Below are 25,848 nucleotides of genomic sequence, written 5' to 3'. Positions count from 1 at the left end.
ACTCAATACTGTAGAAGCAGTTTAGCAACGGAGACACAAGAAAACAACTTTTGGCTAGAAGTAGATACTTGCTATACAAAGCCCCCTCAAATTGGACAGAAAGCCAATACTGTAGAAGCAAAATATTGTTCGATCAATATCCTGATATAAAAATCGCTTTTGATCTTACTCAAGGACTAAGGAACATATTCAATACAGCCAAAACTATAGAAGTAGCATATACAAAGCTAGCACATTGGTATAAAGATGTAGAAAATACAGGTTTTAAAGCGTTCAACACAATTGCAAATACGATAACACTCAATTATAGGTCAATCCTAAACTATTTTATAAATAGAAGCACTAATGCTTCAGCTGAATCATTCAATGCTAAAATAAAAGCGTTTAGAGCTCAATTTAGAGGAGTTAGAAACGTTGAGTTCTTCCTTTTTAGATTAACAACAATATTTGCATAAACACAACAATTGTTATTGATTCAAATTAAAACATCCTAAAATTATCGGTAGAAATTAAAAATAAAAAAAACCGCCCCAATTTAATTTTGAGACGGCTTCTTTTACTAGTAGCGGGAACAGGACTCGAACCTGTGACCTTCGGGTTATGAGCCCGACGAGCTACCTACTGCTCTATCCCGCGATTTGGATTGCAAATATACAACTAATTCACAATAAAACAAGCATCTTTAAATTAATAATTAAACTTTTATTATTTTTATAAGTCTAATGTTTAAAAACTACAAACTAATATTATGAACTCCAAACACATACAACATTTATTTTGGCGCGCAGGATTTGGAATAAATCCGAAAGAATTTGCGAAAGTTCAACATATTTCAAAAAAAGAACTGGTAAACAACCTATTTAAAGCATCTAAAACAAGCACACCTCTACAAATAGACACGTCGTTTTATTCAAATACTATGGCAAATTACAAAGATTTAAATGCCAGTCAGAAAAAACAACTTCAAAAAGAAAACAGAAAGCAAATAGAAGCGCTAAATATTGCCTGGGTTGAACGAATTGGAAACCCAAAAGAGTTACTTAGAGAACGTATGACCCTTTTTTGGGCAAATGTTTTTGTTTGTAAAGCTCAAAACGCCTATCACATTCAAAATTTCAACAATATTTTACGTAACAATGCGCTCGGAAATTTCAGAGATTTTGTAATTGAAATTTCTAAATCGGCTTCAATGCTTAATTATTTAAATGCAAAACAAAATAAAAAACAAAGTCCGAACGAAAATTTTGCACGTGAACTCATGGAACTTTTTACTTTGGGCATTGGCAATTATTCTGAAAACAACATCAAAGAATCTGCAAGAGCTTTTACGGGTTGGAATTACAAACCAAATGGCGATTTTTTTGTAAATAAAAATCAGCACGACAATGGCGAAAAAACATTTTTTGGCAAAACTGGCAATTTTGATGGTGTAGATATCATCAACATTATTTTAGATCGAAAACAATGTGCCACCTTTATTTGCGAAAAAATTTATAGCAATTTTGTAAACACCAATCTCAACAAAACACATATCAACGCTATGGTTGAAGTGTTTTTTCCCCATTACAATATTGAAACTTTGATGCAATTTGTGTTTATGAGCGACTGGTTTTACAATGAAGAAAATATAGGTTCAAAAATCAAATCGCCTATCGAATTACTAGCCGGAATTAACAATACCATTCCTATTCAATTTCAAATTAACAAACAACTGTTGTATTTACAAAAAGTATTGGGTCAACAATTATTAAATCCAGTAAATGTGGCTGGCTGGAAAGGCGGACAAAGTTGGATAGATACCAACACACTCATGTTTCGCTTAAAATTACCATCAATTTTATTAAATAATGCCGTAATTTCTTTGGAAGGAATTAGCGAGTTTGAAGATACTTATGAAGAATATTTAAAAAACCGACAATCAAAAAAAGGTTATTTAAAAATAAATCAAAACTGGGCTGTTTTTGAAGAAAATTACAAAGGTTTAACTGCTGAAGAAATGCAAAAAAACATCATTTCTTCAACAATAAGCCCCAACGCTAAAATGCTTTTAGATGAAATTGAATTTTCAACACATAAAGACTATTGCATACAATTAATGTCGTTACCTGAATATCAACTTTGTTAATTTTTACATAATGAAAAGAAGAAATTTTATTAAAAATACGGCTTTGGCAAGTAGCTTGTTTTATGTGCCTAGTTTTGTAAATGCGTTTAATAGTTTAGATTTTAATTTAACAGGTTTCAAGCGCTTGGTAATTGTACAACTTTCGGGTGGTAACGATGGTTTAAATACTGTAATACCATACAACAACGATATTTACTACAAAAACAGACCGTCAATCAACATTAAAAACGATATTTTAAAACTAAATAACGAGCTGGCATTACACCCAAATTTAGCGCCAATAAAAAATTTATACGATCAAGGTTATCTAACCATTGTTAACAATGTGGGGTATCCAAATCCAAATCGCTCTCATTTTAGAGCCACTGATATTTGGCAAACAGCAAGTGGTTCTAACGAGTATTTAAGCGCGGGTTGGCTAGGTCGTTATCTCGATATTTATGGTAAAAATCCTTACAACGCCATTGAAGTCGACGATAGTTTATCGCTGGTAATGAAAGGAAATAAATTAAACGGAATGGCAGTACAAAATGCCAATCAACTTTACCAAAATGCACAAGATCCTTATTTTAAAAAGGTCTTAGAAAATCATACCAATCAACATTTAAGTGAAGATAACTTAGGCTATTTATACAAAACAATGATTGCTGCAGAAAATTCGGCAAAGTATATTTACAATACCACAAAAACCTACAATTCAACACAAACATATCCTGAAAACCCTTTGGCAAAACAACTAAAAACTGCTGCAGAGTTTATAAATTCGGGGTTAGATTGTAAAGTTTTATACACCTCACTGGGTGGTTTTGATACGCACTTTAACCAAAAAGCACGACAAGAAAAATTGCTGAGTGTTTATGCCGAATCTATAGCTGCTTTTGTTAAAGATTTACAAGTAAACAACACTTTTAAAGATACATTGATTTTAACTTTTTCTGAATTTGGCAGACGTGTAAAACAAAATGCAGCCAATGGTACAGACCACGGAACTGCTAACAATGTTTTTATCATTGGCGAAAATTTAAAACAAAAAGGAATTTACAATGAAGCGCCTAATTTAAACGACTTAGATGAAAATGGCGACCTAAAATACAGCGTAGATTTTAGGTCTATTTATGCCACTATTTTACAAAATTGGATGCACGTTGATGACAAAAGTATTTTAAACGAAACGTTTAAACCATTAAGTTTTCTGTAAAAACGGTTGACAACACAATCAATTCAACTAACTTTGCACTTTTATAGCACAAATTTATGGCACACAAAGCAGGTTTTGTAAATATTATTGGAAATCCAAACGTTGGTAAATCTACCTTAATGAATGCGTTTGTTGGTGAACGTTTATCAATTATTACTTCAAAAGCACAAACTACGCGTCATCGTATTTTAGGTATTGTAAATGGTGATGATTTTCAAATTGTTTTTTCTGATACACCCGGAATTATAAAACCCGCTTACGAATTACAAGCTTCTATGATGGATTTTGTAAAATCGGCTTTTGAAGATGCTGATGTGCTAATTTATATGGTTGAAATTGGTGAAAAGGAATTAAAAGACGAACAGTTTTTTAATAAAATTCAGCATGCTAAAGTACCCGTTTTGTTATTAATCAATAAAATAGACACCTCTTCACAAGAAGAAGTTGAAGAAAAATTATTGTATTGGAAAGAAAAAGTACCAAACGCACAAGTTACCGTAATTTCTGCTTTGGAAAATTTCAACGTTCAAGGAGTTTTTGATAAAATTTTAGAATTGTTGCCCGAATCTCCTCCATATTATCCAAAAGACCAATTAACCGATAAGCCTGAGCGTTTTTTTATCAACGAAGCCATTAGAGAAAAAATACTATTACACTACAAAAAAGAAATTCCTTATTCTGTTGAAATTGAAACTGAAGAATTTTTTGAAAGTGATACGATGATTAGAATTCGTTCTGTAATTATGGTCGAACGCGAAACCCAAAAAGGAATTATTATCGGTCATAAAGGCGCACCTTTAAAACGCGTTGGAACAGAAGCCAGAAAAGATTTAGAGAAGTTTTTCGACAAAAAAATCCACTTAGAATTGTACGTTAAAGTAAACAAAAACTGGAGAAGCGATAAAAGACAATTACGCCGTTTTGGTTATAATAACGAGTAGTTTTTAGCAACATTTTCTTTACATCAAAATACAAATCCTAATAGTTACTTTTCATTTCATTAACTTTTAGTTAAAGATGCTGTTTCATATTTGCAGCAATCAAATTAACTAATTATGAAACTTTTAAGTAAACTTTTTTTAGCACTATTATTAACAATCACTTTTAGTTGTGATAAAAATGATGATGACGAATCAAAAAATCCACCTGTTAGCACAAAAGTAAATTTCCAATACAAAGCAACCATCAAAGCTGGCGGAAAAGGTGCTTCAGAAATAACTGCATTTGACCCAATTTCAAATAAAATATTTGTTGTAAATGTTGAATCTCAACAAATATCCGTTTTCAACATAACAAATATAAATGCACCTGTTGAAGAAACTCCAATATCATTAGCCGCCTACGGTTCTCCAAACAGTGTAGACATTAACAATGGCCGTTTAGCCATAGCGGTTGAAGATCATAACAAACAAAATCCAGGTAAAATACTTCTTTACAATACTGAAAACAACCTGTTGATCAATCAATTTACGGTTGGATCTTTACCTGATATGGTAAAGTTTACAAAAAACGGAAAACAACTTATTTCTGCAAATGAAGGAGAGCCAAACGACAGTTATACCGTTGATCCTTTAGGAACTGTGAGTATTATTGACCTTGAAACTTTTGAAGTAACAACCTTAAATTTTCAAAATTTCAACTACCTTGAAACTGCTTTAAAAAACCAAGGTTTTAGAGTTTTTGGCCCAAATGCCACTTTAGCACAAGATGTTGAACCTGAATATATTGCCGTTTCTGAAGATTCTAAAATTGCCTGGGTAGCGCTTCAAGAAAACAACGGAATTGCAAAAATTGATTTGGTTGGTAAATCTATCGCTGCTATTTTTCCTTTAGGTTTTAAAGATTACAATACTGCTGGAAATGAAATAGATGCCAGCGACAAAGATGATGTAAAAGAATTAAAAAAATGGCCAGTTAAAGGTATGTATCAGCCTGATGGAATTGTAGCAGTTACCATAAACGGAATGGAATATTTAATTTCTGCAAACGAAGGAGATTCAAGAGATTATAGTGGATTTAGTGAAGAAACTAGGGTTGCTGAATTAACATTAGACCCTACTGCTTTTCCTGAAAGTTTTGACTACCAAAACAATGTAAATTTAGGACGATTAAAAACAACCAACACTTTAGGAGATACCGATGAAGATGGCGATATTGATGTCATTTATAGCTACGGTGCAAGATCATTTACTGTTTGGTCTCCAAATGCAAATTTAATTTACGATAGTGGCAATAGCATTGCAACTGAAACACTTGCTACCACACCTAATAGATTTAATGATGACGACAACAGAAGCGACGATAAAGGCGCTGAACCTGAAGGACTTGACGTGTTAAATATTAACAACGAACGTTATATTCTTTTTGTTGGATTGGAACGCAACGACCAAGTAATGGTATACGATATTACTGTTCCGTCTGCACCTGTATTTTTATCAATTTTATCACACGAAGGCGACGAAGCTCCTGAAGGTATTTTAGCCATTACTGCTGAAAATAGCCCTACCGGAAAAGCACTTTTAGTGGTAAGCAATGAAGATAGCGGAACCATTAGTTTTTACGAAAACAACTAAAATAAAATAAGAATACCTAAAAATAATTATGGGTATTTTAAGCGCAGTACAGACATATATGAATTGATTTTCAATGTATTTCTACTGCGCTTTTTTATTTAAATGGTTTTAAAACACATTTTAAAATGTGCTTAATTTAACTTTAAATTAAAAATCCATTTAGCATTATACGTTAAAGTAAACAAAACTAGAAAAACTACAAAATACAATTACGTGTTTTGGTTATTGACTTTAGACTTTAGACTTTCAACTTTAGACTTTAGACTTTAGACTTTAAACTTTAGACTCTAAACCTATGCAAACTTTTGCAAAACCTCATCAAAAGCATCAAATACATCTTGTGCAGAATCTGATGTTACCATCTTCATTCTATAAGGTTTAAAATCAGGAATGCCTTTAAAATAATTTGTATAATGCCTGCGGGTTTCCATTACCCCAACAATTTCACTTTCTTTCCAGTCAATTTCCATTTGCAAATGACGTTTTGCCATTTCAACACGGTCTACAATGGTAATTTCAGGCAAATGTTCACCTGTTTCAATAAAATGTTTTACCTGTTTAAAAAACCAAGGATTTCCAATACTTGCACGTCCAATCATAGCACCATCCAAACCATATTTATCGCGCATTTCAACAGCTTTTTCTGGCGTATTTACATCACCATTACCAAAAACAGGAATATGCATACGCGAGTTGTTTTTCACCTCGGCAATCGGCGCCCAATTCGCCTCACCTTTATACATCTGTTTACGCGTTCTACCGTGAATAGAAATTGCCTTACAGCCAACATCTTGCAAACGTTCTGCAACTTCAACTATTTTTATAGAACTCTCGTCCCAACCCAAACGGGTTTTTACGGTAATTGGCAATTTGGTATGTTTAGCCATCGCTTCGGTCAAACTCACCATCAAATCAATATCTTTTAAAATTCCAGCACCAGCACCTTTGCTCACCACTTTTTTTACCGGACAGCCAAAATTAATATCTATAATATCAGGGTTCGATTGCTCAACAATTTCAACAGTTCGCAACATCGATTCTAAATTAGCACCAAAAATTTGAATCCCAACTGGGCGTTCTTTTTCGTAAATGTCCAATTTTTTTCTACTTTTTGCAGCATCTCTTATCAAACCTTCCGAAGAAATAAACTCAGTATACACCACATCTGCCCCCTGTTCTTTGCACAAAGCTCTAAACGGCGGGTCACTTACATCTTCCATTGGCGCTAGCAATAGCGGAAAATCACACAATTCTATATCTCCTATTTTTACCAAACCTAAAAAATTTTGACTGCAAAATTACAATTTATTTTTGATTCTTATTTGTATTTGGGCGTTCCCTTGCAGGTCGTGCTTTTCGCTGTATCTTTTTTTACAATTCCACTGCGTTGCATTGTAAAAAAAGGATGCCGCTGCAATCACTAACGCAACTTTAATGAAAAAGGAATAATTAAAAATTAATAATTTCTTAGTTTTTAATTACACATCTGAAACTTTATCTCTTTGATCCTTCAAAAAAAAACCTTTTAAAAATTTAATTAAAATTTAACACATAAAACACTCATTTACGATAGTAATACTATTATATTTGAAAGTATTAAATTGAAAAAAATATGATTAACTTAAATATACATATCGAAGTAAATCCAGAATTGTATTCAAAAAACCCCATTTCATCAGAACTGGGTCAACATATTTTATCTAAAAGTATTGAGTTAATTGATCAAATAGGCTTTGAGGCATTTACATTTAAAAAATTGGGTAAACAAATAAATTCACCTGAAAGTTCAATTTACAGATATTTTAAAAACAAACACGTACTATTGGTTTACTTAACAAGCTGGTATTGGTCTTATATAGAGTATCAATTGGTTTTTGCAATTACTAATGTCGAATCACCAAAAGAAAGATTGTTAAAATCTATAAAAGTGTTAACACAACCTGTTTTAGAAAACAACCAAATTCCATACATCAACGAACGAATTTTAAGTAAAATCATTATTTCCGAATCTGTTAAACTATACCACACAAAAAGTGTTGATGAAGAAAATCGCAGCGGATTTTTTGGTGCTTACAAATCGGTTGTAAAACGTGTAAGTGCCATTATTTTAGAATTAAAACCAAACTTTGAATATCCCAATATGTTGGTTTCAACAATTATAGAAGGTGCACTTCATCAAAAATATTTTTCAGAACATTTACCATCATTAACAAACGCAAACAACCAAAACAATGCCATTGAAAAGTTTTACACTCAAATGGCGCTAAACTTTATTAAATAAACAAACTAATTATGAAAAAACTATTTGATTTCAAACACTTTAAAGGCGATTTATTTGGTGGTATTACTGCCGGAATTGTAGCTTTACCCCTAGCGCTAGCCTTTGGTGTTAGCTCTGGATTGGGCCCAAGTGCCGGACTTTATGGCGCTATTTTTATTGGTTTTTTTGCGGCACTATTTGGAGGCACAAACACACAAATATCTGGCCCAACAGCACCTATGACCGCAGTTAGCATGGTAATTATTGCAGGTTTAATTGCTGCTTTTGATGGCGATGTTAACAAAGCATTACCTGCCATTTTAACCATATTTGTTTTGGCTGGTTTAATGCAAATTGGATTTGGATTTTTAGGCATTGGAAAATATATAAAATACATTCCTTACCCAGTAGTGTCGGGTTTTATGACCGCCATTGGTGTTATTATATTAATCACACAAATTGCTCCATCGGTAGGTTATTACCCAAAAGAAGACACTGAATTTGTAGCGCAATTCAAACCTCAGGCAGAAGAAATTATTTTAGATAATATTTTAAAAGAAGAAGCCAAAGAAGGTTTTTTGGTTTTAGAAAACTTTAAAGAAACCATCAACAGAGCCGAATTGATAACACCCGAGGAAATTGTAAAAGAATCTAAAACTTTGGCAAGCAATGCAGCCTCTGGCGTATTAGGATCTTTAACAGTAATGCCCCGAATATTAAGCAACATCAATTGGTTAGAATTGATTCTTGCGGCTGGAACTATTTTTATTATTTATGGATTTAAACGCATTACAACCAAAGTTCCAAGCACATTGGTAGCCTTAATTGTAATGTCTGGTATTGCTGTTGGATTTGGATTAAACTACAGACCTATTGAAGAAATACCAAGTGGCTTACCAATTCCTCATTTCGAAATTTTTACAAGCTTTAGTTTAAGCAGTATTGCACCATACATATTCACCGCATTAACATTGGCTTTATTAGGTGCCATTGACTCTTTATTAACATCGGTTGTGGCCGATAATATGACCAAAACAAAACACCATTCAAACAAAGAATTAATTGGTCAAGGTATTGGAAATACAATAGCCGCAATTTTTGGTGGAATTCCGGGTGCAGGTGCTACCATTAGAACAGTTGTTAATATCAATGCTGGTGGTAAAACCCGTTTATCAGGTATGATAGCAGGTACTATGTTATTGGTAATTTTACTTGCATTAAGTCCGGTAGCTTCACAAATTCCGGCAGCGGTTTTAGCAGGTATTTTAGTTACCGTTGGTATTGGAGTAATGGATTTCAAAGGATTAAAAGCAATACCTTATATGCCAAAACCCGAAGTAGCTATTATGATTATTGTTCTTGTGCTATCATCGGTTTGGAATTTAGTTTATGCAGTTGGTATAGGCTTGGTTATCGCATCATTAATGTTTGTTAAAAAAATTGGAGATTTAACTGCTGAACATTCTGACATCAAACCTTTAACTCAAGAGAAATCTTGGGCAGATGAAGCCAACTTTCCTGAAAATTTAAAAGAAGAAGTTTTTATCAAACACATCAAAGGACCATTGTTTTTTGGTTCAACAAGTGATTTTCAAAATTTAATGAAACAAATTCCTGAAAAAGCTTCAACAGTAATTATTAGAATGGACAGAATGCCTTATATAGATCAATCTGGATTGTATGTTTTAGAAGATGAAATCATCAATTTGGTAAGGCAAAACAAAACAGTTCTTTTTGTTGATGTATTAAATCAACCCAGAGCACTTATGGAACAAATAGATCTTATTCCAGATTTAATTCCTAATGAACAAATTTTTGACACTTTTATTGAGTGTACAAACTGGATTAAAACAAACAAAAGTAAAAACTAAAAAAATCAAAACATATGAGAACGCAAACGAAAGAAATACAGGAGAACTTAACACCAAAATGCGCACATGATATTTTGGTTGCTGGAAATAAACGATTTTCAGAAAATTTAAAAGCACAACGCAACTTAAAAGATCAGGTTTTTCAAACCAGTGAAGGTCAATATCCTTTTGCTGTAATTCTAAGTTGTATTGATTCAAGAGTGCCTGCTGAACTGGTTTTTGACCAAGGAATTGGCGATATTTTTAGCGTAAGAGTAGCTGGAAATATTGTAAATGAAGATATTTTAGGCTCTATGGAATATGCCTGTAAAGTAGCTGGTGCAAAAATAGTTGTAGTTTTAGGACATACAAAGTGTGGCGCAGTAACTTCTGCTTGTAAAAATGTTAAACTAGGAAATATAACACCATTACTTAGTAAAATTCAACCTGCTGTTGACTCAATTAAAATTGCTGAAACAGAATTAGATGATGATCAGATTGAAGAAGTAGGCATTAAAAATGTTCAACTTTCAATAGAAAGAATCAGAGCCGAGAGTTCTATTTTAGCTGAAATGGAAAAAAATGAAGAAATTGAAATTGTAGGTGCCAATTACGACATAAGCACTGGTATTGTTCATTTTATGTAAATCGAAAAACAATATAAATACAACTACAGACCGCTTATAAAAGTGGTCTGTTTGTTTGTAAATAGTTCGCTAACAAACTTAACATTTCTATTTATAAAAGAAGTACAAGTTTATAGGCAAAAAAATAACTTCTTAAAAATCCCAGTTTTTAGAAATTTTTAAAAAACCACCTAAGTTGTTAGGTAATTTATTACCCAAATCAAAAGAGGTACCTACTTCAACATTTATTGGTAATTTTAAAAGGGGAGAAATATCAAATTCTGCAAAACCTGAAAACTGACGGGGAGTAATTTCAAAAGTCTCATCAAACCAGGCATAATAACGCATATAACTCAACAACAAAGTATAAGGTACTTTTTGTAAAAACCCTTTTGCACCAATGTTAAAAGCAAAAAAACGGTTATAACTTAAATCTGGGCCAGTTGGCATACCATTTTCATCAACTTCAGTTACAATATAAGGTGTACCAATTGTTTTTCCAAAATAAGACCACCCAGATGCGTAAACCCCATTTTTAAAATACTGATCTCTACCACTTGCTGGTATTGGATTTCCATTTTCATCAAACGTGTGTGGTGCAGATCCACTTACATTTTTAGTATAAGTTATTTCAGTTACTAAATAGTTTACAATTGATGTTGTTTTTTTAAAGTCAAAAGAGAGACCGTATAAAGCATCCGGCCAATTCATCATCTCCCTACCTGATCTATCTTCAAAAGGATGTGACCAATAAAAGCTCCAATTCAAATTTGCTCCAGTATGGTTTAACTCAATCAGATAATTTCCCATATGATTTCCCAATGCATTTACTTGATCTCCTTCAGAGGCTCCATCACTCCCTGAAGCACCTAATACCATACGGATGTAATCTTTAAAACCAACAGGCTGTTTTCCAAACGTTGGTGAAGTTCCGCCCCATTGCGCCCAATCATCTAAACCAACACTAAAATTAAAATTATCTGAAGTTTTAAAATTGAAATGTAAACTTTTGTGATGCGCATTTGCACCATCTACAATACGCTTATCATTCATTAAATATTCTGCATAATTTGCCCTAACCCTAAACCAGTTTTCCCAAAAACCAACTTTTACAAAGCCATTTGTTTGTAAATTAATACCTGGCATTTCTCGGGCATTTACAGATTTTATAAAATTCCCATTTGATGATGATAGACCTTGCCATTTGATTTCATCATACTTATTTCCAACGGTTAATATCAATCCTCTAAAACGAATACTACCATACAATTCATTAACAAAAACCAAGTTTTCTTTGGCTAAATAACCTGTAAATGAGCCTTTATATGCAAAATCCCAATGGTTTTGAGGATTTCTAAAATCGTGACCAATAAAACCATTTAACGAACCATAATTACTGTTTGGAATAGCTCCATATTGATTTGCAGTTGCCCAAAACGGCAAAACACTTTCTGTAGAAACTCCTGTATTTAATTCGACCCCAACATTTAAACCCAAATCTTGTGAATAAGTGTTTATAGAGAAGAAAAAACATATTAATACAATTATTCTCAAAGACATATTTAACTATTTACATTAAAAAAGTATCGAGAATTATTATAAATACTTCTCGATACTTTTGTTTTAAACTCTTATTTAAATTTATTACGAACGATAACCTTTAAGGTGAAATAATTTTCAATAGCTTCGTTGATAAAAATTACTTGCTATAACGTACTTTTAAATAATTAAGCCAAATAATGTTGATACATTAATTTAATTCCTTCATTCAATTCAACAGTATGTTTCCATCCCAAAGCGTGTAATTTTGATGGATCTGTTAATTTACGCATTGTCCCATCTGGCTTATCACTATCAAATTTGATAATTCCTTTAAAATCAATCTCTTTTTGAATGATTTCTGACAATTGTTTTATCGAAATTTCTTTACCCGTTCCAATATTGATATGCGTATTGATAATTTCATTTTCACAAGTTGCCTTTACATCTTCAAAATCTCTATTTTCTAATAAGAAAACACAAGCTGCTGCCATATCTTCACTCCATAAAAATTCTCGCATTGGTTTACCTGTACCCCATAACTCTAAAGAAGTTTGAAGTTTCGAGTTTGAAGTTTCGATTTGTTTAATCCCGTATTTATTTAAAATCGCTAAAATTTCTTCGTTTGAAGCAGCACCATCTACACCTTCAATAGGTCTTTTATTTAAATCGATTTTAATAGCATCAAAATTTCCATCTTCTAAACATTTTGCCAAATGAATTTTACGAACCATAGCTGGCAACACATGAGATGTTTCTAAGTTAAAATTATCGTTTGGTCCATATAAATTGGTAGGCATTACCGAAATATAATTGGTACCATACTGTAAATTATAGGCCTCACACATTTTTAATCCTGCAATTTTAGCAATGGCATAAGGCTCATTTGAATACTCTAAAGTATCTGTTAACAAACAATCTTCAGGAATTGGCTGTGGTGCCAACTTTGGGTAAATGCAGGTAGAACCTAAAAACAACAGTTTTTTTACGCCATTTACATAAGATTGGTGAATTACGTTGTTTTGAATTTGCAAATTCTCGTAAATAAACTGACCTCTATATGTATTGTTTGCTACAATTCCTCCAACTTTTGCAGCAGCTAAAATTACATATTCAGGTTTTTCTTCTTTAAAAAAAGTTTCAACAGCCAATTGATTTTTCAAATCTAATTCAGAAGAAGATCTGAAAACCAAATTTGTATAACCTTTATTCTTTAAATTTTTCACAATGGCTGACCCAACCAATCCATTATGCCCAGCTACGTATATTTTACTTTCTTTTTTCATGATTTTTTATTCAGCTTGCTTCAAAATTTCATGTCCAGCTTTTAACAAGTCAACATCTTTTTTCATTAATTGAACATCACCTTTCATCATATCTTGCACCAAAGCTTTTAAATCATACTCTGGTACCCAACCTAACTGTTCTTTTGCTTTAGTAGGGTCGCCAATTAATAAATCTACTTCAGTTGGACGGAAATAAGATGGATCAACAGATAAAACTTCTTTACCAATTTCAACTTGGTAATCAACATTATTACAAACCTTTACATAAGCTTTTTCATCTACACCTTCACCTTTAAACTCAAGTTCAATTCCAACTTCTTCAAAAGCCATGCGAACAAAATCACGTACTGTTGTGGTAACCCCTGTTGCTATTACCCAATCCTCAGGCTTTTCAGCTTGTAAAATCATCCACATCATACGAACATAATCCTTTGCATGTCCCCAGTCACGTTTAGCTTCTAAGTTCCCAAGAAATACTTTATCTTGTAAACCCAATGCTATTTTTGCTACAGCACGGGTAATTTTTCGTGTTACAAAAGTTTCCCCTCTTCTTGGAGATTCATGATTGAACAAAATACCATTACAAGCAAACATATTATAAGCTTCACGATAATTTTTAGTAATCCAAAATCCATATATTTTGGCTACTCCATAAGGAGAACGCGGATAAAATGGAGATGATTCATCATAAAAACCTCTCTCATTTTTATTTTCTGGCATACCACCGTATAATTCTGAAGTTGAGGCTTGATAAATTCTTGTTTTCTCAGTTAAACCCAACAAACGAACTGCTTCTAAAATACGTAAAGTTCCTAAACCGTCAACATTTCCAACATATTCTGGAGTATCAAAAGAAACAGCCACATGAGACATTGCCCCAAGATTATAAATTTCATCTGGTTGCGCTTCTTGTATAATTCGCGTCAAATTCATTGAATCGGTTAAATCACCGTAGTGCAACTTCAATCGCTGATCTGGGTCATGAGGATCTTGGTATAAATGATCAATACGAGCTGTATTAAATAAAGAAGATCTTCTTTTAATACCATGTACTATGTATCCTTTTTCTAATAACAATTCCGCTAAATAAGATCCGTCTTGTCCTGTTATTCCTGTAATTAATGCTACTTTTCCTTTCATAATTCTAATTATTAACTTGTTGATATTTTATTTACTTCCTCTAATTTTTAAATTTAATAATTCTAGGTCTTAAATATTGTGGTATTTTACGTCCAATTTTAAATGCTAAAGTAATAAAACCTGCTAATTTATAACGTTTTATTATTTGTAAATCTTCATTTGACTTTCTTTTTTGAAATTTTGAAGAGGTGCTTTTACCTCCAAGTCTCATTTTTACTACCCAATCATTTAAAAAATATTTATTTATCTCGGGCTCTTTAAACCAACGTAAAGAAATTTCATAATCACTTGCTATTGAATAATTTTCATCATACAAACCATAATTGTTAAAAACTTCTTTTTTAACATATATAGTTGTATGCAAGGGAATCCATCCAAAATTCAAATATTTTTTTTTATATGGTTTTGCATCGTAAATACGTTTAACTTTATGAATGTTATTTTTATCTACGAATACGCCGTTGGCATACACCAAATCGGCAGACGATTTTATAAAAGCATCCACCACTTTTTGAATAGAATTTACATCAAAATAAACGTCATCAGAATGTAAAATACCAATAATATCTCCTGATGCTTTTTCAATACCTCTATTTAAAGCATCGTATAATCCGTTATCTTTTTTAGAGATGTAATACCCTAATTTATCTACATAAGGTTCAATTTTAGCTTGTGTGCCATCAGTTGAGCCACCGTCAATAATGATATGCTCTAAGTTTGGGTATGTTTGTTCCAAGACAGATTGAATGCAAGTTTCAATAAATGCCTGGTTGTTATATACAATTGTTATTATGGATACTTTCATTAATATATCAATAGACTTTCAGTCTTAATTTTTAATAATTCTTTCTCTGATTTTAATAGCTGGATTACCCTGATAGATTGTAAATGCTTCTAAATCTTTTGTTGCAATTGACCCAACAGCTAAAATCGCATGAGACCTGCAAGTTATTCCAGGACAAACAACAGATTTAGCTCCAATCCAAACACCATCTTCAATAATAATTGGTGCATTTCTGTAGTCAAATGAGGAAATCGTATAATCATGGTTCCCAGTTAATAACATAGCGCCTTGAGAAATGCATACATTATTACCGATACTAACATTATCTAAATTATCTATCCAAGTATTCTCACCAATCCAAACATGGTCTCCAACTACCAGTTTCCAAGGAAATTTAATTGTTACAGCTGGTTTAATAACAAGTCCTGAACCAATTTTAGCACCAAACATTTTAAGCAGCATAACTTTTGGTTTCATAAACGGAAACCAAGATGATTGAATAAAAATTGCATTTAATATAATCCATGTAAATTGTTTTAATTTACTTGCTCCTTTGTTAAAATTTGAGCTATCAAATGATTTTAAATTAGTTTTCATAATTTTTTATTTAGAAACTGAATTTAAAATTTCAATTATCTTACTACTAAATATATCTTCTTTGAAATTATTTTTTGCATACTTCATATTTTCTTCACTAAATCTTCTAACTTCCTCTTTTAATTTTTCGTTAATATTTGTAATAACTTTAGAAATCATTTCAGGTGACTGGGGATCTAACAAATAACCATTTTTACTTGTAATAATATCTGGAATGCCAGCATGGTTCGTTGTTACGATAATATTTCCTGTAGCGAGAGCTTCAAGAATTGAAATTGGCTGTCCTTCCATTTTATAAAAAGTTGGCAAAATAAAAATATTAGAGCCAATTAAAGCCTCAATCTTTTCTTGTCCTTGAACTACCCCAACATAATTAACTTTATTTCCGAGTTTTTCCAATTTACTTATAACTGACATTTTGATACTTGATTCTATTGCCCCTGCAACTATAGCCTTATAATTTACACCTTTTTTATCAAGTATTATTAAAGCATCTAACAAATCTAATATTCCTTTTTCAGCCATTAAATTACTCAAATATATAATTCTAGGAATATCAGTTCTTTTTATCAATTCCTCAGTATTTTTATAAATATCATTTCCTGCAAAATTTTCAACTACAAAAATATCATCTAATGGCAGAAGGTCTTTAAAATTATCCTTTAGAGATTTGGACAATACAATGCCAGCCGATGCTTTTGATATTAAAAAATGAAATAGTTGTTTTTTTACACCTTTTAATGATTGGTAATGTACACCTAGATGATTTCCATGTACATGAATTACATAGGGCTTTTTTAACAAAATACATAAAATAATAAAGGGTGCATATTTTAATAAACCAAAAAATGTTTGACCAGGAGTAAAATAAACAACTTTAGCTCTTGGAATTTTATACAAACTAAAATATGATTTAAAAAAATATAATGCTTTTTTTATTGAAAAAGAACTTCCTTGCTTAGATGAAATTAAATTTGTATTTGTATTAATAACTTCAAATTTAATGTTATTGTGCTTTAAATTTTTACACAGTGTTTTATTAGCAAATGAACATCCATCAATTGGATCTGGTAATGGGCCGATAATTAAAATCATATTTACTTAATTTTAAATTTAATGCTTGATATATACAGTAGTAGCATATAACCCAAAATAGCTGTAAAAATCAAACCAAAAGTATAAGCGTAGCTATTCATTAAATCCCCTCTTAAAACAAACAGAAACATTCCTAATAAAAGAACATAAATTACATTAAAATAAGAGTTTTTATTTTTTAAAGACCAATATGCTTTATCTAATACTGCACTAGTATAAGCAATAAAAATTATAAAAATAAACACACCAAAATAGCCAAAATTAATATATCCTTCAGCTAGATAAGTACAAGCTAAATTATCAAAAGTTAAACCAATTTCATTTGCATGAAATTGACCACTACTTAATGGCTTTAAAGGCCAAATAGATCTAGGGACAAAGAATAAAAACACACCCAATAATTGATATCCATAAGTAATTATATCATGATAAATTACTCTTGCTAATGTAATATAAGCGTCAAAATGCAATTGTGTAAACATCTCAAAATTTAATCCAAATTTAAACTCCGAATTTTCACCTATGTTTCGAAATGTATCCAAAAAAGGAAAAACTATCAATAAGCCAAAAATCATAGTACTTACAAAAAAATGTCTTTTTTTAAAAATTGGCACAAAAAGTAATAATAGAGGTAAATAAAAACCTGCTGCAGCATTTCGTCCTAACCCCAATGGAAAAGCTGTAATTAAAAATAATAAAAAAAGAATTGAATTCACAATCCATGCTTTTCGATTGTACATAAAAGAAATAATAAATAAGACTAAAGATAGTGGCCTGAAAAATTTATCAATTAGTAATGAAAGTGATTTTTCTACTTCAACCTTGTCATTAAATATTCCTCCTCTAAACAACATGCTTAATATATTAAAATTGTTCACCATAAAAATCATATAAAAACAAATTAATGAAATAAATATCATTAGCACTTTAAATAATAATGAAAATCTATTACCTTTCATATTAAATACACTCAACTTAACATTTAAATTTTCTAAATATTTTATTGAAAATTTAGAATTTACCAAAAAATATAAACTATTATAAACTATAGTAGAAATTAAAAAGACAACAGATGTTATCATTTTATACTTATAAGGAATTTCAGGTTCACCAATAAACCTAGAGTTTGCAGTATATTGTAAAACTGGTGCTATACCAATAAAAAACAAATTAAATATATGATATATTTTATAAAGAGAATAAGATCTATTGCCATACGAAAAAAGTGAAAAAGAGCTTATTGCGATAATTATGATATGAATTAATACATACCCATTAATTTCGAAAACATCCGAAATAACTACATACATTGACAAAATAAAAGTAAGTAGCCCTAAAAATAAACCGGTAAAATATCTCATATTTTATTCTTTTTTAAATTAGTTATTGCGTCGTAATTAAAAGCTAGAACTTGAATAAAATATCCAACACTTAAACTTATTACGCAACCTGCAAACCCGAATATTTTTGTTAAAATAATCCCAGAAAAAATATTAAAAATAGATGTAAAAACTGTTATAGAACTAATTAAAATTGTTTTATTTCTAATAATTAAATAATTAGAACCAATTGATTTAAAAGAATATAACAAAACTCCTAGTAAATAAATTGATAAATAACTTAATAAATAATTATTATTTTCAGCATAAGCATAGTATTTATATATACTACCTACTATAAAAATTGAAATTACTATTATTAAAGCGTTTTGAGCTATATAATGAAAATAATTGATAACAGCCTTTTTGTAATTTAAATAATACTGTTCATAAAATGTTGGAATATAACCGCTATTTAAAGCATTAATAGTCATCATACCTATACTACCTAATTGAGTAAAAATATTAAGAATACCTAATTGAGCAAAAGTTAGAAATGGAGAAACAAAAACATTAAACCCATAGCTATACCCTAAATTACCAACTGTATTAATTGACAATGGTAATGTGAATTTTATTAATTCAACCACGTCACTTTTAAAAGTTACAGTCTTAAAATTAGTTTGTTTAACGAATGTAATAAAGAATACATATAGCAAATTGACCAAACCTTGCACTAAAAGTATGTAAGGCAAAAGATTAAGAAAAATCTTTTCGGTATAAATTAAAACAACTACAAACACCAAAATAAGCTGAACTAATTTATTAAATATAAATAATCTACCATATTTTTTTACTTCTGAATTTGCTATATGGTATGCCAATACAATCCTTTGAAAGGATATCATCATAGCAGAAATAATAATATAAATTAATGGTTTTAATTCAATATTTAAAAATTTCAATTTTACTACAAACCATGCCAAAATTAAAAATACTAAAATTAAAAATAGAGCCATTATTAACCAAGCGATAAAACTTGTGAATAAAACATTTGAACTTGATTTTTTTTCAATTGAAAACTTAATTATAGAAGAATCTAAACCAAAAGTAAAAAAAGCAATTATGACATTGTGCAAAGCGAATACAAGTGCAAAATAGCCGTATCCTTCTACACTTAAAAGAAAAGGTAAAACAAAACTTATTAAAAATGTAAATAAATTTCCAGAAACATTAAAAAATAAAAATCCAAGACCTTGCTTTCGCCCTTGAATTAAGGAAACTATTTTACGAATTAACACACTCTTTAACTTCATCAATTATTTTTGTAATTGTATTCGTATCTTTATTTATCCCTTGTGACTTAAGATAATTTTTAACAACTAAATCATTATTGTTATCCTCTACAAGAGCAATTTTAAAATCATGAGTTGAATAAATATAATTAATCAAATTTGAAGGGTAGTTTTCATGTAATTCTAATGATTTTCCCCATTTTGGAGAAATCACTTTTTTATTAAAAACTAAAGAAAATAAAATTGTAGTAGAATAATGACTAATTACAGCTTCACTATGAATAATACTATTTTTAAAATCAATATTTTTCAATGCCAGTATATTATTTTCATTAAAAAACTTTAAATGATTATTTAAATCTTCTCTCGGATGTAATTTAATAATTAACTTATATCCTAAAATATTAATTTCATTAAGAATCTCTTTTAGATGATTATACCATTCTTCCTTTGTCCAAATATTACCACAAACTAATCCATCATCAAGATATAATACATAATTATCATTTTCATTGAAGCCTATATCTCTTAAAAATAAATTTTTGACTTGAGTAGGGGTATTAATTATTTCAAAAATTTCGGGGTTTCCAACTACTTTAATTTTATCTTTTGGGAAACCAAATCGTTCGTTATATAACCTTTTATCTTCATTTGTATATAACAAAATCAAATCCGCGTCTAACTCTTTATCATAATTCGGCATAGTTAAATAACCAGAAGGATTTGCAACAATTCCTTTTATCATTTTAAAAGAACTAATAAATTTACCACCTGTTTTTAATGAAGAAAAATAATTTATTAATACCAAAAAATTCTTTTTTCTAAATACACGTGAAATATTTGTCCTAATATCCTTATTTAAATTTGATTTAACTTCAGCAACAGATTCAACAGAAACTAATTTACCATGTGCTAAAAAAATCAACTTTATTCCAATTTTTTTACAAATATTAACAATTGCTCTATCAAAAATAAACGAAAGATTAAGTATCAATATTACATCTGGTTTTTCAACTTCAATAACTTTTTTTATTAAAATTGTTTTATAAAATGAAATATCTCTAACAAGTAATCCATCTATAAACTCTTCTTTAACATCCCCTTCACCAGTAAAAGAACCAGTATGTACCAATATTGTAGTGAATTGATTTTTTATAAATTCATCATTTAATCTTGTAAAATTTTTATAGCCTTTTTTCCAATTATCAATAAATAGAATTTTTTTCATTAAGTCTTTTTTTTTAAATTAACTCCCAACTTAAAGGTGTTCCTTCAGTTATATTTTGTTTAAAGACCTTTCCTAAGACTTCATTAAAATACTTTGGATGCATTCCAAAACCTGGTCTAATTGATCGTACGTTATTTTCTGTTATAACATCTCCTGCCTTTACATCTTCAACCACATATAGCGATCTAGAAAAATCCTTCCCCTTTACTTGTTTTTCAGTTAAAGAATAGTCTACGATACCTATAGCTTTTTCAGCTTCACGTACAGCTTTAACCATTTCGGTAAATTCTTTTTCATTCATAGAAAAAGAAGCGTCTGGACCACCGATGGAACGATCTAAAATAAAATGTTTCTCAATAATCTTGGCACCAAAACAAGTTGCAACAATAGGAACTGTAGCGCCCATAGTGTGGTCAGATAATCCACTTATTACTCCATATCTTTCAGATAGATCTTTTACCATGCACATATTTGCCTCATTTATTGGTGCTGGATAACTTGATGTACATTTTAATAAAGCAATATCAGTGTTACCCATTCTTTTGCAAGCATCTAAAGCCAATTCAATATCTGCTTGCTCTGCAATTCCTGTAGAAAGAATAATAGGTTTTCCTTTGGAAGCAACGTATTCAATCAACGGAATATCCGTTATTTCAAAAGAGGCAATTTTATACGCAGGAACATTTAAAGTTTCTAAAAAATCAACTGCTGTTTTATCAAAAGGCGATGAAAAGCAGAGAAGCCCTTCTTCTTTTGCAACTCGCATCAATTCTCCATGCCATTCCCAAGGTGTAAAGGCTTCTTGATATAATTTATAAAGATTTTTTCCTTCCCAAATAGTACCTTTAATAATAAAGTCTTCTTTATCAGAATCAATTGTCATGGTGTCGGCTGTATAAGTTTGCAACTTAATACAATCAGCTCCGGCTCTTTTAGCAGCCCTTATTGTGTCAATAGCAGTTTCTATACTTCCATTATGATTAGCAGATAATTCTGCAATTATAAAAACCTTACTTGTACTGTTTATTTCAAAATTGTCTATTCTCATATTCCCTTTCTTGTATATAGAAAACTCTTAAATCCATTAAACATTAATTCTTTTTCAAATTGAAATCCTGCTTTTTCAAATGCATATTTTGAATTTAAATTATCTATTTTAATAAATGCATTTATAATGTAACTCTTGTTAGTATCAAAAAAATAGTTTGAAGCTTTTTCTAACATTTCACTTGAATAACCTTTCCCTCTATAATTTGAAGCTATTGAAACCCCAATTATAGCTTTATTCTTACTCTCTTTTTGAATGCGAATTTGCCCTACAGGCTCATTCTCTTCATTTTGAAAAACCAACATCAAACAAGTGTCATCTTGAATTTTAGATTTAAACCAAATTTCATGTTGTTGAAAATCTATTGTATTTGAGTTAAACGATTGTATTCTTACAGTCACATCATTTGCCCAATTAAAATACAATAAAGTATCATTTTCATTAGCTTTTCTAAAACTTAACATTTATCATTAATTTTTGAATGAATTACAACATCTAAATATTTATTATCAAAAAAACAATGCTCTTTTAAAACAGCTTCTTTATTAAAACCTGCAATCTCAATGGCTTTATATAAGTGAGGGCGTAAATCAAAAGCATAGGTGAATATTTTATGAAAATGTAGCTCAGAAAAAGCAACTTTCTCAATTAACTGTAAATATTGAATCCAATGTTTTTGAAAATATTTTTTTTCTAATGTTGTATCCATTATAAATGAAATCTCTGCATTTTTATCAATCCAATTGATATGTACCAAACCTCCATAACCAATACATTTATTATTTTCTAAATATGAAAACAAAATTTGTTCTGGCTGGTCTTTTTCAAAAAGCTTATTTACCACATTTTCAAAATAATTATCTTGATTTTGAATTGTTAGAGGTTTATTTTGCCGCAAGTGATAAATTTGTTCATTTCTCCATTGCATAATAGCTCCTCTATCTTCAAATCGTATAGGAACAATTGAAAAATCACCAATATTGAATGTTTGCTTATTTATAACTTTGTAATAGTTCATATTTTAATTCGGCTAATTTCCAATCAATATCATTATCTATATCCTGTCCCTCCATTTCAGAAATAACAATACTTCCTGAGTAATCTGTTATTATTTTATTCTGTTGCAAGCATTTTTCTATGTTCATCCAATAAAACTGACCCGCATCATGATAACTTTGCTCTAAATCCTGAGATCTTGTTAGGCTAAACTCTGGATAAAAAAAGTTTATTTTATTACCACTTCCCATTTTTAAGGCTCTTTGAATTGGAAATCCAAAAGTCATCACAGGGAATACACTGTCAAAATTGTTAGTTAATAATAATTTATATGCGTCAATGAGTTTTCCAACCGTTACAAATGGAGCGCAAGCATATATGCAACATGTATAATCAAATATTAAATTATGTAATTGATAATTGTTCAAAACCTCCTCTATAACTTCGAAAGTAGTTGCATAATCATTTGCAGTTTGACTACTTCTCATGAAAGGAACTCTAGCACCATATTTTTTAGCAACCTCAGCAATTTCAATATCATCCGTTGAAACCATCACCTCATCAAAAAGGTTACTATTAATTGCTGCTTCTATTGAATATGCAATAATTGGTTTTCCTAAAAAAGTTTTTATATTTTTTCTCGGAATCCTTTTACTACCTCCTCTTGCTGGGATTATACATAGCTTTTTACTCATTGTAAAAAGCTTTAACACTTTCAATAACAAAATTTTGCTCCTCATTGGTCAATGTAGGAAATATAGGCAAGCTTATACAATGCTTATAATAATTTTCAGCATTTGGCATATCTCCTTCCTTCCATCCTAATTCTTTATAATAAGGCATTAAATGGCAAGGAATATAATGAATCTGGGCAAATATGTTATTTTTTCTCAAATGATTATATAGACCCAATCTGTCTTGAACTTCAATAATGTATAAATGATATGCATGGCCATTCACCACTCCTGATTGTCCTTTTATAAAACTTTTGTCTTTAAATGATTTAAAATAGGTTTCTGCAATTTGTTTTCTTTTTATTAGCCCCTCATCTGCACGATTTAGCTGCGAAAGACCTAATGCTGCTTGAAAATCTGTTAAGCGATAATTGAACCCTAATGATTGCATTTCCATATACCATCCTGGGTATTGTTCTATACCTCCTGCAAATTCAATTGAGTTTGTATATAAATCATCATTTTTAACAATTCCATGAGTACGTAATTGCAACAATTTTTTATAAAGAATTTCATTATTAGTTGTAATCATTCCTCCTTCACCAGATGCAATATGTTTTACCGGATGAAATGAAAAAATGGCTAAATCTGCAAACTGTCCATTTCCACAAAATTGATCTAAGTTAGAAGCATCTTGAAATGCTCCTCCAGGTGCATGACATGAATCTTCAATAATCCATAAATCATATTCATCTGCCAATTGTCTAAAAGCTTCCAAATCAACAGCTCTTCCAGCAAAATCAACAGGAATTACCCCTTTATAAGTCCCTTTTGGAGAACTTTCTAATAAAACTCTAACCTTATCAATATCTAATAAATAAGTTTTTGAATCTATATCTGAAAAAACAACTTCACCACCACAATAACGAATACAATTAGCTGAAGCTGCGAAAGTTATAGGTGTCGTTATTACTTTATCACCTTCTTTGACGTCTAAAGCTATTGTACATAAATGAAGTGCTCCAGTCCCATTTGATACTGCTACTGCATATTTACAGCCAACATATTCAGCAAAAGCAGCTTCAAATTCAGCTATTTTAGGCCCTTGAGTTAAATAATCTGATTGAAGTGTTTCAATTACTGCTTGAATATCTTCTTCTGTAATATTTTGCCTTCCGTAAGGTATTGCCTTCATTGTTATGCTATAAAATTAGGATCTACGTGTTCCTTAATTAAACTACGTAATGTTTCAACTGTTTCCCATTCTGTATTGGTACCTGAATTATATGCAAATCCATTAGGAACTAACTCTGCCTTGAAACTAGCCATAAAGTCATCAACATTCCAAACTGGTGTTTGAGGAATTATTACATAATATTTCCCAAGATTATAGGTAAAGAAAGAATCTGAAGAAGTAATCATTTCTTCATGAATCTTTTCTCCTGGTCTAATCCCTATTACTTTATGTTCACATTCAGGACCTATAGCCTCAGCAACATCCATAATTTTATATGAAGGGATTTTTGGGATAAATATCTCACCTCCCCAAGCTGTCTCCATAGCATGTAAAACCATATCAACACCACCTTGAAGAGAAATATTAAACCTTGTCATAGTATCAACTGTTATTGGCAAAACCCCCTCTCTTTTCTTATTTAAGAAAAAAGGAATTACCGAACCATTTGACCCCATTACGTTACCGTACCTTACCACTGAAAATTTAATATTGTGTTTTCCTTTAATATTATTGGCTGCAACAAAAAGTTTATCAGATGTCAACTTTGTAGCTCCATACAAGTTAATTGGCGCACAAGCTTTGTCTGTAGATAGGGCCACTACATTTTGAACACCAGTTTTAAGGGCGGCATGAATTACATTCTCAGCTCCTCCTATATTAGTCTTTACACACTCATCTGGATTATATTCAGCAATATGAACATGTTTCATAGCTGCTGCATGAATAACATAGTCAATTCCTTCAAAAGCTCTTATTAATCTTTCTTTATCCCTCACATCTCCAATAAAAAATCGAATTTGAGGGTATTCTGAAACAGGATATTCCTGAGCCATTTGAAACTGTTTTTGTTCATCTCTTGAAAAAATCACCAATCGTTTTACATTTGGCCATTTTTTTAAAATGTTTTCAGTTAATGCTTTTCCCAAAGAGCCTGTTCCTCCTGTAATTAATATTGATTTGTTGTTAAGCATAATTTAT

23 protein-coding genes, 1 tRNA gene and 1 pseudogene are annotated in these 25,848 nt (G+C 30.6%); 8 read left to right on the top strand and 17 right to left on the bottom strand.

What is annotated here, in order from left to right; all coding sequences use genetic code 11:
• Window positions 1-47 precede the first annotated feature (47 nt).
• A pseudogene (locus tag EC396_RS15085) lies at window positions 48-455 on the top strand (transposase); the annotation flags it as partial.
• 108 nt (window positions 456-563) lie between these two features.
• On the opposite strand, the gene EC396_RS15080 reads toward EC396_RS15085, so the two are convergent.
• Window positions 564-636: transfer RNA gene (locus EC396_RS15080), tRNA-Met, on the bottom strand.
• A gap of 112 nt (window positions 637-748) precedes the next feature.
• Here EC396_RS15080 and EC396_RS15075 point away from each other — a divergent pair.
• The 4 genes from EC396_RS15075 (at window position 749) to EC396_RS15060 (ending at window position 5,896) form a co-directional block, all read left to right on the top strand.
• Window positions 749-2,125, top strand: coding sequence for a DUF1800 family protein (locus EC396_RS15075; RefSeq protein WP_129367584.1), 1,377 nt, complete (start codon window positions 749-751; stop codon window positions 2,123-2,125).
• 10 nt (window positions 2,126-2,135) lie between these two features.
• A complete protein-coding gene (locus tag EC396_RS15070; protein WP_129367582.1) occupies window positions 2,136-3,323 on the top strand; it encodes a DUF1501 domain-containing protein in 1,188 nt (395 codons plus the stop codon).
• Between the two features lie 56 nt (window positions 3,324-3,379).
• A complete protein-coding gene (era, locus tag EC396_RS15065; protein ID WP_129367580.1) occupies window positions 3,380-4,264 on the top strand; it encodes a GTPase Era in 885 nt (294 codons plus the stop codon).
• 114 nt (window positions 4,265-4,378) lie between these two features.
• Complete coding sequence (locus tag EC396_RS15060) at window positions 4,379-5,896, top strand: choice-of-anchor I family protein (RefSeq protein ID WP_129367578.1); 1,518 nt, start codon at window positions 4,379-4,381, stop codon at window positions 5,894-5,896.
• A 293-nt stretch (window positions 5,897-6,189) separates the two neighbouring features.
• Here EC396_RS15060 and dusB read toward each other — a convergent pair whose 3' ends face one another.
• Window positions 6,190-7,170, bottom strand: a complete 981-nt coding sequence (dusB, locus tag EC396_RS15055; protein ID WP_129367576.1) for a tRNA dihydrouridine synthase DusB — start codon at window positions 7,168-7,170, stop codon at window positions 6,190-6,192.
• Window positions 7,171-7,508: 338 nt separating this feature from the next.
• On the opposite strand from dusB, the gene EC396_RS15050 reads away from it, so the two are divergent.
• Genes EC396_RS15050 through EC396_RS15040 form a run of 3 tightly spaced genes read left to right on the top strand, consistent with a single transcriptional unit; the run spans window position 7,509 to window position 10,653 of the window.
• A complete protein-coding gene (locus EC396_RS15050; protein ID WP_129367574.1) occupies window positions 7,509-8,177 on the top strand; it encodes a TetR/AcrR family transcriptional regulator in 669 nt (222 codons plus the stop codon).
• 11 nt (window positions 8,178-8,188) lie between these two features.
• Window positions 8,189-10,027: a SulP family inorganic anion transporter gene (locus EC396_RS15045; protein WP_129367572.1), complete on the top strand. Its 1,839-nt coding sequence runs from the start codon at window positions 8,189-8,191 to the stop codon at window positions 10,025-10,027.
• A gap of 14 nt (window positions 10,028-10,041) precedes the next feature.
• Window positions 10,042-10,653, top strand: coding sequence for a carbonic anhydrase family protein (locus tag EC396_RS15040; protein WP_129367571.1), 612 nt, complete (start codon window positions 10,042-10,044; stop codon window positions 10,651-10,653).
• A gap of 132 nt (window positions 10,654-10,785) precedes the next feature.
• Here EC396_RS15040 and EC396_RS15035 read toward each other — a convergent pair whose 3' ends face one another.
• The 15 genes from EC396_RS15035 to pseB all read right to left on the bottom strand — a co-directional run bounded on the left by EC396_RS15035 (window position 10,786) and on the right by pseB (window position 25,841).
• Entirely contained in the window at window positions 10,786-12,192 is a 1,407-nt protein-coding gene (locus tag EC396_RS15035) for a capsule assembly Wzi family protein (RefSeq protein WP_129367569.1), read from the bottom strand.
• A 167-nt stretch (window positions 12,193-12,359) separates the two neighbouring features.
• Entirely contained in the window at window positions 12,360-13,457 is a 1,098-nt protein-coding gene (locus EC396_RS15030) for a GDP-L-fucose synthase (protein ID WP_129367567.1), read from the bottom strand.
• A gap of 6 nt (window positions 13,458-13,463) precedes the next feature.
• A complete protein-coding gene (gmd, locus tag EC396_RS15025) occupies window positions 13,464-14,597 on the bottom strand; it encodes a GDP-mannose 4,6-dehydratase (RefSeq protein WP_129367565.1) in 1,134 nt (377 codons plus the stop codon).
• A 40-nt stretch (window positions 14,598-14,637) separates the two neighbouring features.
• A complete protein-coding gene (locus tag EC396_RS15020; RefSeq protein ID WP_129367563.1) occupies window positions 14,638-15,402 on the bottom strand; it encodes a glycosyltransferase family 2 protein in 765 nt (254 codons plus the stop codon).
• A 24-nt stretch (window positions 15,403-15,426) separates the two neighbouring features.
• Window positions 15,427-15,978, bottom strand: a complete 552-nt coding sequence (locus EC396_RS15015; protein WP_205757974.1) for a WcaF family extracellular polysaccharide biosynthesis acetyltransferase — start codon at window positions 15,976-15,978, stop codon at window positions 15,427-15,429.
• Between the two features lie 6 nt (window positions 15,979-15,984).
• Window positions 15,985-17,073 (bottom strand): glycosyltransferase family 4 protein, encoded by a 1,089-nt coding sequence (locus EC396_RS15010; protein ID WP_129367559.1) that lies wholly within the window; start codon window positions 17,071-17,073, stop codon window positions 15,985-15,987.
• A gap of 2 nt (window positions 17,074-17,075) precedes the next feature.
• Window positions 17,076-18,434, bottom strand: a complete 1,359-nt coding sequence (locus EC396_RS15005; RefSeq protein WP_129367557.1) for an O-antigen polymerase — start codon at window positions 18,432-18,434, stop codon at window positions 17,076-17,078.
• Complete coding sequence (locus EC396_RS15000) at window positions 18,431-19,708, bottom strand: oligosaccharide flippase family protein (protein WP_129367555.1); 1,278 nt, start codon at window positions 19,706-19,708, stop codon at window positions 18,431-18,433. Before EC396_RS15000 ends, EC396_RS15005 begins: the two co-directional genes overlap by 4 nt.
• The gene (locus EC396_RS14995; protein WP_129367553.1) at window positions 19,680-20,915 is read right to left on the bottom strand and encodes a polysialyltransferase family glycosyltransferase; all 1,236 of its coding nucleotides are present in this window, start codon (window positions 20,913-20,915) and stop codon (window positions 19,680-19,682) included. Before EC396_RS14995 ends, EC396_RS15000 begins: the two co-directional genes overlap by 29 nt.
• Window positions 20,916-20,928: 13 nt before the next feature.
• On the bottom strand, window positions 20,929-21,963 hold the full coding sequence (gene pseI, locus EC396_RS14990) for a pseudaminic acid synthase (protein ID WP_129367551.1): 1,035 nt from the start codon (window positions 21,961-21,963) through the stop codon (window positions 20,929-20,931).
• Window positions 21,960-22,427 carry a GNAT family N-acetyltransferase gene (locus EC396_RS14985; protein WP_129367549.1) on the bottom strand — a complete coding sequence of 156 codons (468 nt, stop codon included), beginning with the start codon at window positions 22,425-22,427 and terminating at the stop codon, window positions 21,960-21,962. Before EC396_RS14985 ends, pseI begins: the two co-directional genes overlap by 4 nt.
• On the bottom strand, window positions 22,421-22,981 hold the full coding sequence (locus EC396_RS14980) for a GNAT family N-acetyltransferase (RefSeq protein WP_129367547.1): 561 nt from the start codon (window positions 22,979-22,981) through the stop codon (window positions 22,421-22,423). The genes EC396_RS14985 and EC396_RS14980 overlap by 7 nt, the downstream gene beginning before the upstream one ends.
• Window positions 22,956-23,654, bottom strand: coding sequence for a pseudaminic acid cytidylyltransferase (gene pseF, locus EC396_RS14975; RefSeq protein ID WP_129367545.1), 699 nt, complete (start codon window positions 23,652-23,654; stop codon window positions 22,956-22,958). Before pseF ends, EC396_RS14980 begins: the two co-directional genes overlap by 26 nt.
• The gene (gene pseC / locus EC396_RS14970) at window positions 23,647-24,828 is read right to left on the bottom strand and encodes a UDP-4-amino-4,6-dideoxy-N-acetyl-beta-L-altrosamine transaminase (RefSeq protein WP_129367543.1); all 1,182 of its coding nucleotides are present in this window, start codon (window positions 24,826-24,828) and stop codon (window positions 23,647-23,649) included. Before pseC ends, pseF begins: the two co-directional genes overlap by 8 nt.
• A 2-nt stretch (window positions 24,829-24,830) precedes the next feature.
• Complete coding sequence (pseB, locus tag EC396_RS14965) at window positions 24,831-25,841, bottom strand: UDP-N-acetylglucosamine 4,6-dehydratase (inverting) (RefSeq protein WP_129367541.1); 1,011 nt, start codon at window positions 25,839-25,841, stop codon at window positions 24,831-24,833.
• Window positions 25,842-25,848: the final 7 nt, after the last annotated feature.

Origin of the sequence: Lutibacter sp. HS1-25 (assembly GCF_004121075.1) — a bacterium.
GTDB lineage: Bacteria > Bacteroidota > Bacteroidia > Flavobacteriales > Flavobacteriaceae > Lutibacter.
The sequence above is the reverse complement of the archived record's forward strand: the minus strand, read 5'-3'. Positions and strand labels throughout refer to the sequence as shown.